We start from the raw sequence: 17,503 nt of genomic DNA, 5'->3' as shown, positions 1-17,503 counted from the left end.
ACTTCTTTATGTGTATAAATTAATGAGAAAACGGGGGGAATTTTGTGGGTGAGATATTAAATATCTTAATCGCATCGCTTCTCACGACTCTTTCCATGCCAGGTTATCTCTACGGGGGATTAGTGTTTTTTGCGTTAATACCGCTGTTCTTTTCGTTAGAGAGAAAGGGACCCATTCTCACAGCTCTTAGCTCATTTTTATACTTCTTCATTTTCTCTTTTGTTAATTTTCACTACTTAATTAACACACTCACCACAGGTTTACCAGAGCTTTTCGGAAGATTTGGACCAACCGCGGGTTTTTTCGTATATTTGCTTTTTTGCGTACTTGAAGCCCTGCCATTTTTGTTATTCGGCTTCTTATACGGTCTCTGGGCTGAAAGGATAAAATACAGGTTTCTGCAACCACTGTTCGTTGCTTCTGCGTACACACTGTCAGAATATCTTAGGGGAATCGGCGACCTGGGATTCACAGGTGGAAGATTGAGTGATGCACTGTACAACTTCACAGGGATATTACAACTACTTTCTATTACTGGCACCCTTGGATTGGTCTTTGTAATCGTTGTAATAAACTATGAATCTTACAGATTGCTCAAAAAAAGCAAAGCAAATCTGCTTGTAATGTTATCAATATTTGTCATAATAATTTCTGGTGATGGTATTATCGAGCGATTCATACCTAAGATAATTGGGGACAAACCTGTTGTTCTTGCCCAAACAAATGTACCGCAAAAAGTCAAGTATTCTTACAGTTCCTCAGAAATCGTCGACTATATAAAAAAACAATTTTCAGATACGCCAGAATATATGACAATATTTCCCGAAGCTGTTTTTCCTGGAACAGATATAAGAAATTCTGATGTTGAAAAAGAGCTTCTTGAAATATTCTCTAAAAGAATAATAGTTGTTGGGTTCCCAACTCTTGATGAAGACAAAGCTTTTAACAGCGCTGTTATTTATAGTAATGGAAGCTTCTTAGATAAATATGATAAAGTAAAGCTCTTTCCATTTGTCGAAATGCTACCGTATGGGAGCATATTTGGCTCTCTGAGCTTTTTGAAGGGAATGTATTATTTCTCGCCTGGGACGCTAAAGGATATCGATATTCCAGGGTATGGAAAAATCGGCTTTGAAATATGTTTTGAGTCTTTCTTTCCAAACTTGTCAAGAAAATTGGCTCGCGATGTTGGGGCAATAGTGGTTATAACTAATGATGGATGGTATAACTCACGCATTCCGCTCCAACAGCATTTTGTCCAATCGATTTTCAGAGCTATAGAAACAAGAAGATATGTCATTCAAGTTTCGAACACCGGCATAAGTGGTGTTGTAGACATCTTTGGAAACTATACACAACTTCCTTATGGAACAATTTCAAGAACAATGTATATCAGCATAAATACACAAGAAACGTTTTATATAAAGTTTGGAGAATATATTGTTCTCGTCTCCTTATTTATAATAATTCTTAGCGGCTTAACATTGAAGAAGAAAAATACCATTTTCGACTAATAGCAGTTTGAGGAGGTAGCATAAGTGAAGAATATACCTGCCAGCATAGAAGCAGAACAAGCCCTAATTGGAAGCATATTAATTGAGCCAGAGAGATTGGATAACATTGTTTCAATTGTAAGCTCAGCAGATTTTTACGACCAAAAACACAAAGCTATCTTCAGCGCCATAGAAGAGCTTCATGATGATGGCCAACCTATAGATATAATATCTGTCTGCGACAGGCTAAAATCAAAGGGGCTGCTTGAAAAAATAGGCGGTGAACTTTACGTTGCTCAGCTTGCTGATAACGTGCCAACTGCCGCACACTCTGAGATGTATGCACAGATCATTCGTGATAAAGCAGTTCTTAGAGAGCTTATCACAGCAGGTAGCATGATTGTCGAAAAAGCATACAACGAAGCGCTTGACGTAGAAGAGGTTTTGGATGAGGCAGAAAGACTTGTGTTTAGAATCGCTGAATCAAGAGCAACAAAGACATACATTGATATAAGAAGCGCACTTACCGAGGTTTTTGAACATCTCGAAGATCTGAGAAACAAACATTTAAAAGGAATGACAGGATTAGTTACGGGAATTCCAACAGGTTTCAAAAAGTTGGACGAAATGACCTCTGGGTTCCACAAGTCTGATTTGATTATCATCGCAGCGAGGCCAAGTGTTGGTAAAACAGCTTTTGCGCTAAACCTTGCTAAGAACATGGCAATGATTGGAGAAGCTTCTGTGGGTATCTTCAGTCTCGAAATGAGCAAAGAACAACTTATACAAAGGCTCCTTTGTATGGAATCTCTCGTGGACTTACAGAAAGTTAGGCGCGGATGGTTGAGCGATGATGAATGGAAGAGGCTTGTACAAGGAGCTTCAAGAATAATGAAAGCAAACATCATAGTCGATGATGAGTCTAACCTCGAACCGAGAGTTTTGAGGGCTAAAGCGCGAAGAATGAAAAAGGAGTATAACATAGATGCGATATTTATTGATTACCTGCAACTTATGGATATAGGAGATGGAAGGAGAGACAGCAGACAACAAGAAATCTCAGAAATTTCTAGATCTTTAAAACTGCTTGCAAGAGAGCTTGATGTATCAATCATAGCACTTTCGCAATTATCACGTGCAGTTGAGCAAAGGGAAGACAAACGCCCACGTCTTAGCGATTTGAGAGAATCAGGGGCAATCGAACAAGATGCCGACGTAGTTATATTCCTGTACAGAGATGAGTACTACAAAAAACAGCACGTAGATTTGCCACATGAAACTGAGATAATCATTGGAAAGCAAAGAAACGGTCCAATAGGGACAGTAACGTTGATGTTCAATCCATCCTCTACAAATTTCTTCGAGCCAGATGTTTTCCACTCTGAGCAATAGAAGGGGTGTACGATATGGTAAAAGCTGTGTATCCCGGGTCATTTGACCCAATAACTTACGGTCATATAGATATTGCAAAGCGGGCAGCGTTGCTATTCGACGAGCTTTATGTGGTTATAATGGAAAACAAAAAGAAGAATTACACATTCAGCGTTGATGAGAGGATAGAAATGGTTCAAGAATGCTTGAAAAACATACCAAATGTACATGTTGAAACATTTTCTGGTCTGCTTGTGGAATACACTTCAGCGAAGAAGATCAATGTAGTAATAAGGGGTCTCAGGGCAGTTACAGATTTTGAATATGAATTGCAAATGGCGCTTGCAAACAAAGAAATTTGCGACGGTGTGGAAACCGTATTCCTTATGACCGATAAGAATTTTTCGTTTCTTTCCTCAAGTCTTGTCAAAGAAGTTGCGTCGTTCGGAGGCACAATCTCTCAGTGGGTACCAGAAATTGTTGAAAAGAAACTTCGAGAGAAATTCAAAATTCAAACTGAGGTGAAATGATGGAATCAAAAAATCCTGTGATATTAGCTGAAAACCTATCAAAGGTTTATGGAAGTGGTAATTCTAAGGTCGTTGCACTCGACAGTGTGAATTTGGAAATCTATGACAGGGAAATCGTTGCAATATTGGGACCTTCTGGATCTGGTAAAACAACACTGCTCAACTTGCTTGCAGGTTTAGATATTCCAACAACTGGAAGGATAATTATTGAAGAGAAAGAAATAACAAAAATGAGCGAAGAAGAAAAGGCAAAATTCAGGGCAAAGTATATGGGATTTATATTCCAGTTCTTCAACTTGATACCCGTACTAACAGCTGTCGAAAATGTCGAACTGCCAATGTTACTAAATAAAACCCCCATAACACAAGCAAGAGATCGTGCATTAGAATTATTAAACAAAATGGGAATCATACACAGAAAAGATGCCTATCCTTCACAACTTTCAGGCGGTGAGCAACAAAGGGTTGCCGTTGCAAGAGCTCTATCGACAAACCCAAAGATAATATGGGCAGATGAACCTACCGGAGCTCTTGACGCGAAGAATGGGGAACAGATAAAACAACTGATTATAGACCTTAACAGAGAATTTGGGACTATCTTCGTCATAGTCACGCATGACCATACCGTTGCACAGATTGCCCATAGAATATTCAGAATGGAAAGTGGAAAAATAGTCGAAGTAATAAACAACAGGGAGGACAAATGATAACATCTTATGGTTATATATCTTACTGGCGATTCTGAGCTCAAAAAGGAATTTTACGTAAAAAATTACATATCTGGAAAGGATATACACTACAGAAGAATATATGCAGATGACACAGATAAAATATCGGAACTGAAATATGCATCCCAAAGTGTTGGTTTATTCTCTAATTCGAAGGTATATGACCTTGTTGATTTCGATGAGTGGTCGAAAAGTGAAAAGAACGAGTTCATGAATATCTCATTTTCAAATGAGCAAGTAACAGTTTTTGTAAGAACTCAAAAAGTTTCTAAAGACATAGAGGGCGGGCAAGTTGTTGTTCTTGAAAAACCAAAGGACTGGGAAGAAGAAAAGTGGATCGAGTTAATACTACAAACAGCCAAGGAATTGAACATAATTTGCAATAAAGAAGTCGCCCAAGAAATATACAATCTTGTTGGTAGTGACGAGTTTGGAATACTAACAGAACTTGAAAAATTAAAGACCTACTCTAATGACGAAGTCTCTATCGAAGATGTTGATGAGATTGTCTACAAGCGTACAATAAGTAGATTAGATGAGTTTTTATTTGCCATCAGTGAGAGAAAATACTCAAAAGCCTTAGAGCTTTTGAATGACATCGTTTCCGAGTACGATGCAGTTGTAATCTCTTACGCACTCGCAAAACACTTTATAGATCTGTTCGACATAATCGCCAATTTACATAGAAAACAAAGTGAATATTCGTGGCCAGAGATAAGTAAATTAGCAAAAGAAACAGAAATTGCATCGCCAAAAGTTGCAAGATTCCTTGGATTTAGGTTTAAGAATTCTAAAAACCCACCATTCAATCACGTTTTGTACTATACAGCTAAGTCTGTATTAAACCTCATAAACCGTATTTATTTACTTGACAGAAGAGTTAAGCTCGGCGATGATATTAAGGTTTTGCTGAGCGAATTAATATCTGAATTAAAGCAAGAAAAGAGTGAACAATCAGAATAGTTGAAGACAATGATAAGATAACAAGAGGTGTGAAATATGAGAAGTGGATTTACTTCCTTTGTGGGAAAACCTAATGTTGGAAAATCATCAATCATTAACGCGATCATGAAAAAGAAAGTAGTCATCGTCTCTGAGAAACCACAGACAACTCGAAATAGGATAAACGTGATATATACAGACAATGAAGCACAGATCATCTTCGTAGACACACCGGGAATACACAAACCATTACACAGACTTGGGGAATACATGGTCAAAGCAGCTGTTCAGGCTTTGAAAAACGTTGATATACTGTTGTTTACGATAGATGCAAAGGAAGGTTTTGAGACGCCCGAAGAATTTATATCGGATTACATAAACCAATCCGGGACACCTACAATAGGTATTATAAACAAAATAGACTTAGTAAAAGAGGATACAATCGTTGAAATTGAAGACAAAATTAGGGAATCTGTAAACGATCTGATTGCAGTGGTACGTACGTCCGCCCTAACAGGTTCAGGATTAGACGATTTACTTAAAGTTATTAAGGATAATATCCCGGAAGGACCACAATTCTATCCTGATGATATTCTCGTTGATAGACCGCTTTCATTCATAGCTGCGGAACTCATACGCGAGAAGATATTCCACTTCACATACGAAGAGGTGCCACATTCCGTCGCTGTTATAGTTGAAGAAGTAAAACAGCGTGACAACGGCATTGTTTACATAAGAGCTAATATATATGTTGAGAGAGATAGCCAAAAGGGAATTATCATAGGCCAAAAAGGTCAGATGATAAAGAAGATAGGTGAAAGTGCGAGAAAAGACATTGAGTATTTTGTCGAATCGAAGGTATATTTGGATCTCCATGTCAAAGTTAAGAAGGACTGGCGGAACAAAGATTTTATAATACTCAATGAAATAGGAATGAGAGACGACCTTGAATAACAACTTAATTCATAACTCTTGGGACATTTAGAATATCCAACTTCATATCCGTGCGTGCTATGTAATAAATAAAACCGTATTTCGTTGCTAATTCAACATAAGTTTTTATCCTTTCAGAGTTAGTTTTATCTAAAGGATTCCCATTATCTATATATTCAACTGAAAGAATCTCAATTCCATCGTTTCTAAGCTTTAAGAGCTTACCTAATCGCTCGGTATAATATTTTGTACTGAGTTTTAATTTGGTATTTGTGAAAAACAGACTCTCCACTAAAACATACTTGATACTCTTTTTCAAATCAGGAAACTCAATTAAGATATCTTCACCGTTGATTAATACATACTCCATTTTCGGAAATTCTGAGACAATTTTCCTAATATTTTCCACTATCGCAAGTTTAAGATTTTCTTGTGTCTTACCACTTAGCTTTTGAAGATTTTCGTGCGTATAAACATTTATCCAATCAAGCACTACTCCATCGAAGTTAGCGTTAGAGATTTTTGTCATATATTCTTTTATTATCGAATACCATTCTGCGTACCAATATTTTACGTAGTATTCACCGGTCCAACCTTCGAGATTACCTAAGATGATACTCTTTGGAAGTTTGTTCCAATAGAATCTCCAGTCTTCTGCAATCGCAAAATTTATGTATAAAAAAACCTTTTTTCCTGTAGACTTAAGCAAATTAATCTCAGCACTACTGAATGCCCGCCTGTCTGTACCATCTGACGAGTAATCAATAACTACAATTTTGGCTGGATAATTGATTATCGAATTAATATCAGGTCCATTGGTGAAAAGTATCCAACCTTGTTTTATTTCCACAGCATATAGGTTTATGGTAATTAACAAAACAGAAATTACTAATGTTATCAGAATCGACAGCTTAAACGCAAAAGAACTGTCCACAATGAATCCTCCCAAAAGAAAAGCCGCCGTTTAGGCGGCTTTTATTCTTAGTACTTTATGTAAGGGATCAATGCCATCTGTCTTGCTCTCTTTATTGCATCCTTGACCATTCTTTGGTGCTTTGCACAGTTACCTGTTAATCTTCTTGGAAGGATCTTACCCTTTTCATTGAGGAAGTCCTTGAGTACTCTTATATCTTTATAATCAACGTATTCTACTTTCATTTCGCACATTTTGCATGCTTTAACTTTTCTTCTTCTCTGCCTTACTTTTGGCATATTATTCCCTCCTTTTTATATGTTTAAAACATCAAAACGGTGGTTCATCATCATTTGGTATGTCTTCATCTGTTTCAACATCTTGACCAAAGACTTCTTCGTACGGAATCTCATCAGGTATTTCTCTATCGCCTTTCTTAGAATCAACAAAAACTATATTGTCTGCCCATATTTCGACAGTTGAACGCGGTTGTCCATCGTTTGTCTTCCATTTATTTATCCTGAGCTTACCATCGACGAGGACCATGCGCCCTTTCTGAAGATAATTGTGTGCAAGCTCAGCGAGTTTTCTAAATGCAACGATACGAATGAAATCCACATCATCACCGTTGTTACCTCTATTAACAGCAAGCGTGAACGTTGTTATAAGATTTCCATCGAGTGTTTGTCTTGTTTCAGGATCTCTTGTTAGCCTTCCAACAAGAACAACCTTATTGTAAGACATAATTATTCACCCTTCTCTTCTGTTGTTCCCTCCTGGGATTCCGATGAAACTTCTTCTGTCTTTTTTGCTCTTGCTGCTCTTCTTTCTTTCTTTTCAAGGTCTTCTCTTCTAAATGTCTGCCATCTAATGAACTCTGGGTGAACTCTGAAATAGTTTTCGAACTGTTCAAGACCTTGACCTGTTGACCTGAAGTAGAGAACTGTGTAATCTCCTTCTGAGTATTTGCCGATTCTGTAGGCAAGTTTCCTTATACCCCACCTGTCTACGTTTTCCACATGTGCTCCTACTCTCTCTTCCAAAAACTTCTTCACGTTCTCAACCAAGCTGTTTCTTTCTTCCTCTGACAAATCTGGTTTGATGATGAACATCGTTTCGTAAATCCTCATAAAGCACCTCCTCCCTCGGTCTATGCGGCCCTGCCTTCTTTTAGCAGAGCGGGATTATTGAGCATAAAACAAATACGGGCATAACGCCCGCGGTATCTTTCTGGTGGGCTCGGGAGGGATCGAACCCCCGACCGTCCGGTTATGAGCCGGATGCTCTACCAACTGAGCTACGAGCCCACTCTCTTGGAGGCGACGGAGGGATTTGAACCCTCGAATAGAGATTTTGCAGACCTCCGCCTTAGACCCCTTGGCTACGTCGCCCCGTTGCGAGATACATTCTATCATATAACCGTTGTTCTGTCAACAGCTTCAAGCAAAATTCAACTGGCAAAATCCAAGAGTGCCTATCTTGTCTTTTTTTGAAACACTTCGCCAACACTAACTATGAATGGAACTACGAATACTATTAAGAAATCACGGGATCTGCAAGAGTACTTGCAGATGCCAAAACTGATACATGTATTCTGCTTTAGAGTATTTCCCAGCTTAACCCTTCATCTTTCATCGAGAAGAGCACCTTGTTTCCTTCTTTGACCTTTTCATCTATGATAAGTTCTGCTAATTTGAATTCTATAGTGTTTTCAAACAACCTTCTCAATGGTCTTGCACCCATCGTAGGAACGTATCCTTCTGTTGCTAAATATTCCATTACGTTTTGATCAAGTTCAACTGTAATCTTTCTATCAGCAAGTCTTTCGTTTAGTTCCTTCAAGTAGATGGAGATTATTTGTTTTATATGTTCCTTCTTCAAAGGTTTAAATACAACCGCTGCGTCTATTCTGTTGATGAGTTCGGGTCTGAAGTACCTGCGCATCTCTTCTTCCATATGCCTTGGAATAGCATCTTCCAAGCCATCTTCGATATCCTGGATAATTACGTCTGAACCGATGTTGCTCGTCATGATTATTATCGTGTTTCTAAAGTCCACAGTTGTACCCTTTCCATCTGTAAGCCTTCCATCATCGAAAAGTTGCAATAAGACGTTGAAAACTTCATGATGAGCCTTTTCTATTTCATCGAATAGTACAACGCTGTACGGTCTTCTTCTAACCTGTTCGGTAAGTTGCCCACCTTCTTCGTAACCAACGTATCCCGGAGGCGCACCTATCAACCTTGCAACTGAATGCTTCTCCATGTACTCGCTCATATCTATCCTTATGAGTGCCTTTTCACTTCCGAAGATTACATCAGCCAATCGCTTTGCAAGTTCAGTTTTCCCAACACCAGTCGGACCTAAGAAGAGGAACACGCCAAGTGGACGCTTAGGATTCCTTATACCTGCTCTTGCCATCTTAATTGCGTTAGAAACAAGCCTAACTGCTTCTTTCTGGTCAACAAATTTCTCGTGTATAAACTTTTCTAAGTTTTTAATCTTCTCCTTTTCATCACCCATTAGCTTGCCAACAGGTATGCCTGTCCAACGTTCCACAATCCTTGCAATATCTTCTTCCAATATTTCTGCCTTACCGTCAATCTTCGCTCTTGCAGCAGCTTCATCAACCAAGTCAACCGCCTTGTCAGGCAGAAATCTATCAGTAATGTACTTTGAAGACAACTTCGCAGCTGCCTCAATAGACTTATCAGTTATTTTAACACCGTGGAATTCTTCAAACTTCGGCTTCAATCCTTTCAAAATTTCAATTGTCTCTTCAACGCTTGGCTCTGGTACGAATATAACTTGGAACCTTCTTGCAAGGGCCTTGTCTTTCTCTACATGTTTTCGGTATTCCTCAACGGTTGTAGCACCAATAACTCTTAGAGTTCCTCTCGCCAATTCCGGCTTCAAAATATTTCCCGCGTCAAGTGCACCTTCCGCAGCACCTGCGCCAACGACAGTATGTAGCTCATCTATGAACAGTATTATATCTGTTCGTTTCTTGAGAACATCTATCAGCTTCTTCAACCTTTCTTCAAACTCACCCCTGAATTTCGTTCCTGCAACGAGTCTTGCGAGGTCAAGTTTTAAGACTGTCTTGTTCTTAAGGAAATCAGGAACTTCATTCTTTACAATTCTCTGTGCGAGCCCTTCAACAATCGCAGTCTTCCCAACACCAGGATCACCAATGAGTACTGGATTGTTTTTGATCTTCCTGCCAAGAATCTCTATCATCCTATTAACTTCGTTCTCTCGACCGACAACCGGCATCAATTGACCGTTCCTTGCCATCTCTGTAAGGTTTTCTGTAAATTTTGCAAGTACGTCTATATTTTCCTCTTCAGAATACGTTCTCTTCATCCTCAACTCTTTGATGGCGCTGTAAAGCTTGTCTTGAGTTACGCCATATCTTGTAAGTAACCTGTAAGTTGTAGTTTCTGGAACAATCGTCATCGCCAGCAACAGGTGATCCGTACCTACCTTTTCGTCACCCATGCGTTTCGCTTCACGTTTAGCTTCGTTGATTACCTTCGTAGTGTCTGGTGCTATGAAAACCTGACCTGTTCCACCTGAAGAATAGTAGTATGAGCCTTTTGAACTAATAGCGCGTTCGACATCACTGCGGAGTGCATCAATATCTACATTCAGATGGCTTAGAATATCATAAGCTGCATTTTTTGTGTTTTCTAACATAGTCAACAATATGTGCTCGGGCGCCATCTGATTTTGCCTGTATCTGTTTAAAACATCGGAAACGGACTGCAAAATCTCCTGAGCGTTTTCGGTGAAGTCTTCCGTGTTAAACATCATCATGACCACCCCTTTCTTAATCCTTTTTCTTATTTCCATTCCGGGACAATTTTACCAGATTAGCACTCATATGTCAAGAGTGCTAATTAAATCTCCGCACATTTCTTCTCGAAGAATACACAAATAAAACAATGGTGGATTCTTATATTGAAGTTGAATTGTCTGCTGCCGGATGGTAGAATATACTTGAAACACTTCGTATGCTAACAGTTTTCGAAACAGGTCAAGCACCTTATTGGAGGGTTAATTGATGCCAATTCCCTATCTCGTAACACTTTTTACATTCATCGATGGACTTGCCCAGGGTATATATGGAACAATATTCAATCTCTTACTGCGCTCATCTGGACTTTCCACAAGTGCTGTTGGTAGGATAACTTCGTTTTCACTGTGGGGAATCGCTTTTTTTGGATTGATATTTGGCTTGCTTGCAGATAGATTTGATAAGAAGCAACTAATGGTGTTCACTCATTTGCTCAGTGTATTTTTTGGAACATATAGAATACTCGTTACTTCTGTCCACCAACTCGCGATTATGTCATTGCTCTTCGGTGGCTTTTCGTCTGCAACAAGTGTAATACTCTCAACTTTGCTGATACTTAAAACAGACGCGCGTAATCGTTCAAAGCACCTTGGAATGAATTTCGGTATTGGGATGTTCACCGGTGTTCTTGGAAATGTTTTTGGTGGTGTGTTTGGCGACCTGTTTGGCTTGAGACCTGTTCTGATAGTTTCGAGTCTATCAAGGCTCATAGCGATATATCCAATTCTCAAAATGAAAGCTTCTGAATTGATGGTAAAGAGAGAATCAAATGAGGGTATCTTAAGATTTTTCTCCATTGTAAGAAACATGGATTACAGAATGAGAAAGATAGTAGTTTATTATTTCCTGTCAACTATAAGCGTTGGTTTCGGTGCAGGATTGTTCGTTAGCTTTGGAAACGTTATCTTCTATGATATATTCCACATGAAACCTGCGATAATCGGTTCTATCCTCGCAAGTGCGCAGTTGGCAACGAGCTTAGGAGCGATGTTTTCACACAAGCTTGGCAAGAAATTTGGCGATATGAATGTACTGATCTTCTCATACGTTGTCGTGCCTATCTTGATAGTTATGCTGAGTTTTGTAAGAGAACCTATCACGTTCACTTCGGTGTACATACTCCGCTTTGCGGTTATGAACATGGTCAGTCCTTTGTTAACTGCTACGGTTTTCTCGAGTATCGATGTAGTGTATTTATCATCGATAAACGGCATGAACGTCTTTTTCAACAACGTCTCTCGAGCTTTTTCTGCAGAGCTCTTCGCTTATTTCACGCGCTTTAATTCTGGTTACACGTTAATCTTTGCAGTTAGCTCCGTTTTTTATTTTGTAAACGCTTATGTTATGATAAGAATGTACAAACATATAAGGGAAAGTTAACTGGTGCACTATGTGCACAGACAAGGTACACAGACGAGTGGAGGGTGAGAATGATAAATTTAGAAAGTGATTTTCGAAACATTTCCAAGAATCTATTTAAACTTTCTGTCCCGACGATGATTGGGTTTTCAATACAATCGCTATACGACTTGGTAGATATGTTCTGGATAGGCAAGATATCATACAAAGCGATTGCAGGCATTGTTATCTTTTCTACAATCTTTTGCTCGTTGAGATTCTTAACGAGATAATAGGCACATCTTCGGTATCGTTGATATCACAATCTTATGGTTCGGGTGACAAACGCTTAACTTCAAGAATAATAGAACAAACCCTTATTTTTAAGGCATTAGTTGCGGTAATTGCTTCGACAATTTTAATTGTATTTTTCAAACCGCTTGTGTGGTTCTTTTCAAAGGATAGAGAAGTTGTCGAATCTGCAATTAAATATGGTTACATCCGCATATTTTTTATGCCGATATTTTTCATGACTTACTCTACCTTTACCGCACTGCGCAACATTGGACGAGCCACTTTAGCAATGACTACAATGGCTCTTGGGGCTTTTTTAAATATTATCCTTGATCCGGTATTCATTTTTGAAAAAATACCTTACATAGGTGTCCGCGGTCTTGGTTTGGGAATAGAGGGAGCTGCTTGGGCAACAGTTTTATCTTCTTTCTTTCCTCTGATTTGGGGATTAACGTTACTTTCAAGAGGTATAGATGGGGTGAAGGTCTCGTTTAAAGGATTGCTGAAATTGGACAGGCTAATAGATAGAAAACTAATTACCATTGGTTTACCTTCAGGTATAGAGATGCTCCTTCGAAATCTTTCGTATACCGTACTCATAAAATTGTCATCGCTATTTGGTTCGGAAATCGTCACTGTTTTCGGCATAATAGAACGAGTTATGGGTTTTTCCGTTATTCCGATATTCGGTCTTTCAATAGGTTCAAGTACATTAGTTGGATTTGCGCTTGGAAAGAACGATGAAAGGTTGGCAAAAAAGGTTGCCTTCATGGCAACCTTGTATAGTGTCATTATCAACATGGTTATCCTGACCTTGATTGCGAGTTTTAAAGACGACATTTTTAGAATATTCACGACAAACCAAATAGTTATCGAAATTGGTGCTAAGAGTCTCAAATTTGTCTTGACTGCAATGTTCTTTATTTCGGTTACTGCTGGTATTTCAAGTGCGTTCTTTGGATCCGGAAAGACCTCTATTCCGTTCATTTCAAGCATTATAAGTCGATGGGGTGTTATGGTCCCGTTTGTTCTTTTGAGTATTTTGACTTTCAAATTAGGTATAAACGGATTGTGGCTTGCGTTTCCTGTTTCTGAATTTGCAGAAGCAAGTGTGATGCTTTATGCGTTTGTAAAATCTAACTGGACAAAAAAACGAGTGATTTAGTTCTGTGATTTTAGTACATAGAACTTGTTGAAGAATAGCTGTATGGAATAAATAGCAAGTGATATAGCTAATGCATAAACAACCAATCCTGTATTTCCATTGAATCTATCAAGTAACAACCCTCCCAAGAATGGACCAACCCCAAAGAGCATACCTATGACCATCTCATGCAATGCTCCCTGCTTGCCGTGTGCTTCGGTCTCAGAAAGCAGACCGTAGAATATCGCAAAAGTATAGGGAACAGCATAACTGAAACCTGCAAAAAGCGCTGTTATAAAAAACGGCAAAGGTGATTTTGCAAAAATTGCCAAGATACCAGTTGCCGGGACGACACTAAGAAGCAAAGCACAGATTTTCTCGTTGCCTACCCAACCTTTCCAGGATTGAAGAAGAACAAACGTCAGGAAAACACCTATGTTGGCCCCCACTATTAAAAATCCGGCTTTATCCAAATTTAAACCTGCAAGTAAAATCAGTTTCGGAAAATCAGCCATCACAGATGTGTAAACAAGCCCGCCCAAGAACAGGATTATCCTGTATTCTAATCTGAGCTTTCTCATGAGCTTTGAATCGTTAACTATAGAAGAATTGTACGTATGTTCCGTTAACTTATGTGCAGGCTTAAATACAATAACATCACCGCTTTTCCTGCCGTCCTTTGTAATCAAAATAGCGCTACATGATGAAAGGATAAGACCTATCATGAATATAATGTATGACAAGCGAACGGTTAAGTATGGACCAAACGTCACTCCAATTATATTTCCCGTGCTCCATGATAACGTGAACCTGCCGGTAATTGATGGTGGATCTATTCCGAGAGTACTTTCTGACTTTGCAATAAGCCCTTCAACTTGAGGGAAAAATGAACCGAAGAACGCTCCTTGTAATATTGCAAAGAGCGTTAATGCATATGGTGTTCGAACCGCAAGTCCATAGAATGAAACAAACAGGAGGTACGCGAAAAGCAATGACATGGTTTTCTTATAACCATACTTGTATCCGCTATGACCTATCGTAATACTCGCTAAAGCGTAGACAAAGGATGCAACAAGATTGATAAGTCCAATTTGAGTAAATGTAAAATTCAGTTTTGCTGCGGTTGAATTTATAAAAGTACTGAAAAGATACGCTTGAATTGAAACAGAAAACGATAGCAAGTGATATTTATGAAAAAACCTTCCCATAACAATGTTAGCCCCCTAAAATGTAGTTTTCTTACAAACTATAACAAAACATTCTCCATATTACTAGACTGTTATCTACTTGGTATCACCCATGGCGACAGTGGTAAACCATGTGGCGATGAATTGAGTCCAAAATAAATCAGATACAATGGCTCCTCGCTTAGGATTTCAGTAAATGGTGAAAAAATACCTGCAACAGGATAGAGCTTTAAACCTGAGACATACGTTTCAATAAAGAAATGAGTGTAAAGTCCATAGATGGATTCATTTGATAAAGCTACTGGATTGGAAATTCCGAGGGTAATACCGCTATTTCGTACGTAAATAAGATTTCCGAATATAAATGAACTGTCTTTGAACAACGTGTATGCTAATGAAACATCGTACGAAACTGTCTGAATATCCTCGAGTCTTACAGCAGCTTGGCTTTCAAATGTTGTGTCTAAATTCAAAGCAATGCCAAAATAGCCGAAAGCGTACAAGTTTGACAACAGCTTTTCATACGAGAATAGTTCTTCGTACGTTTCACTGCTGAGCAATAAGAAAGCTTGGGATTTATAAGGGTAACCAAACAAATTCGATGTAACAAGTAACCCAAAGCCTATGTTTTTTGAATAAACAGCAGGTACATTAAAGGTAGCAAATAGGTTGAAGTAAGCGTCGAGTATATTGCTATATTCACTTCTAAAACTGAAAGTCAAGTAACCATACATGTTAGTATTAGGCGTTAGTTTAAGAGTCCCAAATCTAAACGCACCGGTCAAGTTGTAGTCGTTTGTTGGATAATAATAACTGGCGAAAAGCTCGTAAGTATCCTTAGATTGGATAGCACCGATGTACTGTGAATAAGAAAGGTTGAAGCTTGAATCTGTTATTTTGAGGTCAAAGATTGGTGTTAAGACTACAAACGTATCGTTCTCTATGTTTCCAAAAGTAAATATCATATACCCACGATGAATGTCGTCAGTTTCGTTGTACTCGTACATCGGAATCCAAGTAAGCGGTTGCATGAATTTATTCATTCTAAACGCGAGCTCAGAGCCGTACTCAAATTTCACGTCAGTAAAACTGAAATCGTATTTATATGATTTCAATTCTGCTTCAGATTGACTATACTTGATTTTGTAAATTCCCATACCGGTATTCACCGTGTAGGGAATATAGCTTACATAATAGATGAAATCATCTGCTACGCAAAAATCATAAACCAACAAATTTTCTCCAAGTTGATAAAGTTTTTTCTTAGATAGGTCATAATAATATGGATTCACGTATTTTCCATCAACTCTTGTAAAGAGAATGCCATCTTTCCAAAATCTTACATACGGGCCCTTCATTGCATCGTCAGTTATCTCAAACGTTTCTTTGGTTTTGGTATCTACTATAAGAATCGAATAATCCGACAGCAGAAGAGCCAATTTCGTATCTCTACCGTCCATATAAGAAACATACTTGTCTATTGTTAATTCAAAGTTCTCTCCTACAATTCTGGTCTTCATAGTTCTATTGTCATAATTTGCTAAGTATACCTTCTTATCTGCTACCGCAAATGCCGATATGTTTCCTTTAGCAATAATCCGGTTTGCACTCAAATCCCAAACCTGATTCTCGTATGTTCCCATAGTCTCGCTTTTGATAAGACCATACTTTGTATCAGAATCAATTTTCAAATCCATTGCAAAAAGAACTTGTTTTGAAATTTCCTTTCCGCTTTGATCCAATTCTATCAATTCTGAATTAGTGGTACCAATGTAAGAAGTTGAGGGACCAAATTTATCAGTTAGTATTCGAATGCCTTTATCTGTTTTGTCGATTTTGTAGATCTGAGTATTTGGAAGTTTGTATATAAGCTCACCTTCATGGTATTTTATCTTCATTACACTTCTAATCCAATCAGTATAAAGCTCGTCAAAAGTTTTTCCAAAGACTTTTTCAAAGATATCTTTATACTTGCTCCCAATCTCTGGGTCAGGTAAAAATGCAGAAGTTAATTCAAGATATTTTTTCATCTTATCCAGACCGTACGTATCTACAAGATATTTATAAAAGCCAGCTGTGAAATTGTAGTACAGCAAACCTCCTCTGAAGTCATCAACAGGCATCAATTCTTTATAGGTGAATGACGGAAAATTTGGAATAGAATAATAATACATACCATCAGAATAGAACGGATTATTCAGTCTACCTGAGGATTTCGAAAAAGAGCTTTCAGCAAAGACCGTTGTGCCTTCGACAAATGGTCCATACATTTGAGGCAAATACGGAATGCCTGTTAAGATACTTATTATCTTTGAGAATAAATCTTGGTAGGTTAAATGCACCATGTGCGTAAATTCGTGAATGATAAGATATGTATACCAATCCTCGAGCGGCAATGAGAATTGGAACCAACTTTCCGGTGGCCAGAGGTAAAGAACTATTGTTTTGTGAAGTAAAGGATTTGTATATCCGTTACTTATGGCTCCCTTATCTTGAAGTATGAAAGTAACTCTACCCGGGTCGTTTCCAATTAAATCGATAACCTGTTGCCGAACGTTTTCGAATATCTTCCCAACAAGTTTGGCGTTTTCTTCATAACCTTCCGGAAAAACAATGTCCGCATGTTCAAAATGCAAGACACCACCAAACGAAATAGTAAGTACAAAAACACTTAGCAAGATAAGAATGTGCTTTCTCATAGTTTCACCCCTTCTTAGAAGTAAGTGGTTTTAGAGATAACCTTTAAGTTAATTTTATCACAATGAAAGTTA

16 protein-coding genes and 2 tRNA genes are annotated in these 17,503 nt (G+C 38.3%); 9 read left to right on the top strand and 9 right to left on the bottom strand.

The genetic code is table 11. From position 1 onward, the window contains the following. The first annotated feature begins 44 nt into the window (after nt 1-44). From lnt to era, 6 genes are read left to right on the top strand one after another with little or no spacing between them, the layout of a single operon-like run. Nucleotides 45-1,514 (top strand): apolipoprotein N-acyltransferase, encoded by a 1,470-nt coding sequence (gene lnt, locus IB67_RS04670; protein ID WP_424695419.1) that lies wholly within the window; start codon nt 45-47, stop codon nt 1,512-1,514. Between the two features lie 24 nt (nt 1,515-1,538). Further along, a complete protein-coding gene (gene dnaB, locus IB67_RS04665; RefSeq protein ID WP_072758085.1) occupies nt 1,539-2,885 on the top strand; it encodes a replicative DNA helicase in 1,347 nt (448 codons plus the stop codon). 14 nt (nt 2,886-2,899) lie between these two features. Then, nucleotides 2,900-3,394, top strand: a complete 495-nt coding sequence (gene coaD, locus IB67_RS04660; RefSeq protein WP_072758083.1) for a pantetheine-phosphate adenylyltransferase — start codon at nt 2,900-2,902, stop codon at nt 3,392-3,394. Then, complete coding sequence (locus IB67_RS04655) at nt 3,394-4,101, top strand: ABC transporter ATP-binding protein (RefSeq protein ID WP_084634326.1); 708 nt, start codon at nt 3,394-3,396, stop codon at nt 4,099-4,101. Before coaD ends, IB67_RS04655 begins: the two co-directional genes overlap by 1 nt. 9 nt (nt 4,102-4,110) lie before the next feature. Next, the gene (locus tag IB67_RS04650) at nt 4,111-5,085 is read left to right on the top strand and encodes a DNA polymerase III subunit delta (RefSeq protein WP_339744731.1); all 975 of its coding nucleotides are present in this window, start codon (nt 4,111-4,113) and stop codon (nt 5,083-5,085) included. 36 nt (nt 5,086-5,121) lie between these two features. Next, complete coding sequence (gene era / locus IB67_RS04645; RefSeq protein WP_339744728.1) at nt 5,122-6,018, top strand: GTPase Era; 897 nt, start codon at nt 5,122-5,124, stop codon at nt 6,016-6,018. A 4-nt stretch (nt 6,019-6,022) separates the two neighbouring features. On the opposite strand, the gene IB67_RS04640 is transcribed toward era, so the two are convergent. The 7 genes from IB67_RS04640 to IB67_RS04610 form a co-directional block, all read right to left on the bottom strand. Beyond that, the gene (locus IB67_RS04640; RefSeq protein WP_498875498.1) at nt 6,023-6,931 is read right to left on the bottom strand and encodes a glycoside hydrolase family 191 protein; all 909 of its coding nucleotides are present in this window, start codon (nt 6,929-6,931) and stop codon (nt 6,023-6,025) included. Between the two features lie 47 nt (nt 6,932-6,978). Next, nucleotides 6,979-7,209: a 30S ribosomal protein S18 gene (rpsR, locus tag IB67_RS04635; RefSeq protein WP_072758076.1), complete on the bottom strand. Its 231-nt coding sequence runs from the start codon at nt 7,207-7,209 to the stop codon at nt 6,979-6,981. Between the two features lie 31 nt (nt 7,210-7,240). Further along, nucleotides 7,241-7,654, bottom strand: coding sequence for a single-stranded DNA-binding protein (locus IB67_RS04630; RefSeq protein WP_084634325.1), 414 nt, complete (start codon nt 7,652-7,654; stop codon nt 7,241-7,243). A gap of 2 nt (nt 7,655-7,656) precedes the next feature. After that, on the bottom strand, nt 7,657-8,040 hold the full coding sequence (gene rpsF, locus IB67_RS04625; protein ID WP_072758072.1) for a 30S ribosomal protein S6: 384 nt from the start codon (nt 8,038-8,040) through the stop codon (nt 7,657-7,659). A 101-nt stretch (nt 8,041-8,141) separates the two neighbouring features. Continuing rightward, nucleotides 8,142-8,217 (bottom strand) — tRNA-Met (locus IB67_RS04620). Nucleotides 8,218-8,224: 7 nt separating this feature from the next. After that, a tRNA-Cys gene (locus IB67_RS04615) sits at nt 8,225-8,301 on the bottom strand. A gap of 208 nt (nt 8,302-8,509) precedes the next feature. Continuing rightward, entirely contained in the window at nt 8,510-10,723 is a 2,214-nt protein-coding gene (locus IB67_RS04610) for an ATP-dependent Clp protease ATP-binding subunit (RefSeq protein WP_072758070.1), read from the bottom strand. Between the two features lie 253 nt (nt 10,724-10,976). Between IB67_RS04610 and IB67_RS04605 the strand changes: the two genes are divergently transcribed. From IB67_RS04605 to IB67_RS04595, 3 genes are read left to right on the top strand one after another with little or no spacing between them, the layout of a single operon-like run. Further along, nucleotides 10,977-12,149 (top strand): MFS transporter, encoded by a 1,173-nt coding sequence (locus IB67_RS04605; protein WP_072758068.1) that lies wholly within the window; start codon nt 10,977-10,979, stop codon nt 12,147-12,149. A gap of 50 nt (nt 12,150-12,199) precedes the next feature. Continuing rightward, nucleotides 12,200-12,400 carry a hypothetical protein gene (locus tag IB67_RS04600; protein ID WP_498875497.1) on the top strand — a complete coding sequence of 67 codons (201 nt, stop codon included), beginning with the start codon at nt 12,200-12,202 and terminating at the stop codon, nt 12,398-12,400. Further along, a complete protein-coding gene (locus IB67_RS04595) occupies nt 12,373-13,566 on the top strand; it encodes an MATE family efflux transporter (protein ID WP_498875496.1) in 1,194 nt (397 codons plus the stop codon). The genes IB67_RS04600 and IB67_RS04595 overlap by 28 nt, the downstream gene beginning before the upstream one ends. On the opposite strand, the gene IB67_RS04590 is transcribed toward IB67_RS04595, so the two are convergent. Both IB67_RS04590 and IB67_RS04585 read right to left on the bottom strand, forming a co-directional pair. Further along, entirely contained in the window at nt 13,563-14,753 is a 1,191-nt protein-coding gene (locus IB67_RS04590; RefSeq protein WP_072758063.1) for an MFS transporter, read from the bottom strand. The two genes, IB67_RS04595 and IB67_RS04590, sit on opposite strands and share 4 nt — an antisense overlap. 71 nt (nt 14,754-14,824) lie before the next feature. Then, a complete protein-coding gene (locus IB67_RS04585) occupies nt 14,825-17,431 on the bottom strand; it encodes a hypothetical protein (RefSeq protein ID WP_072758061.1) in 2,607 nt (868 codons plus the stop codon). Nucleotides 17,432-17,503: the final 72 nt, after the last annotated feature.

This window comes from Fervidobacterium riparium (genome assembly GCF_025370035.1).
Taxonomy (GTDB): Bacteria; Thermotogota; Thermotogae; order Thermotogales; family Fervidobacteriaceae; genus Fervidobacterium; species Fervidobacterium gondwanense.
This window is presented reverse-complemented; position numbering and strand designations above follow the sequence as displayed.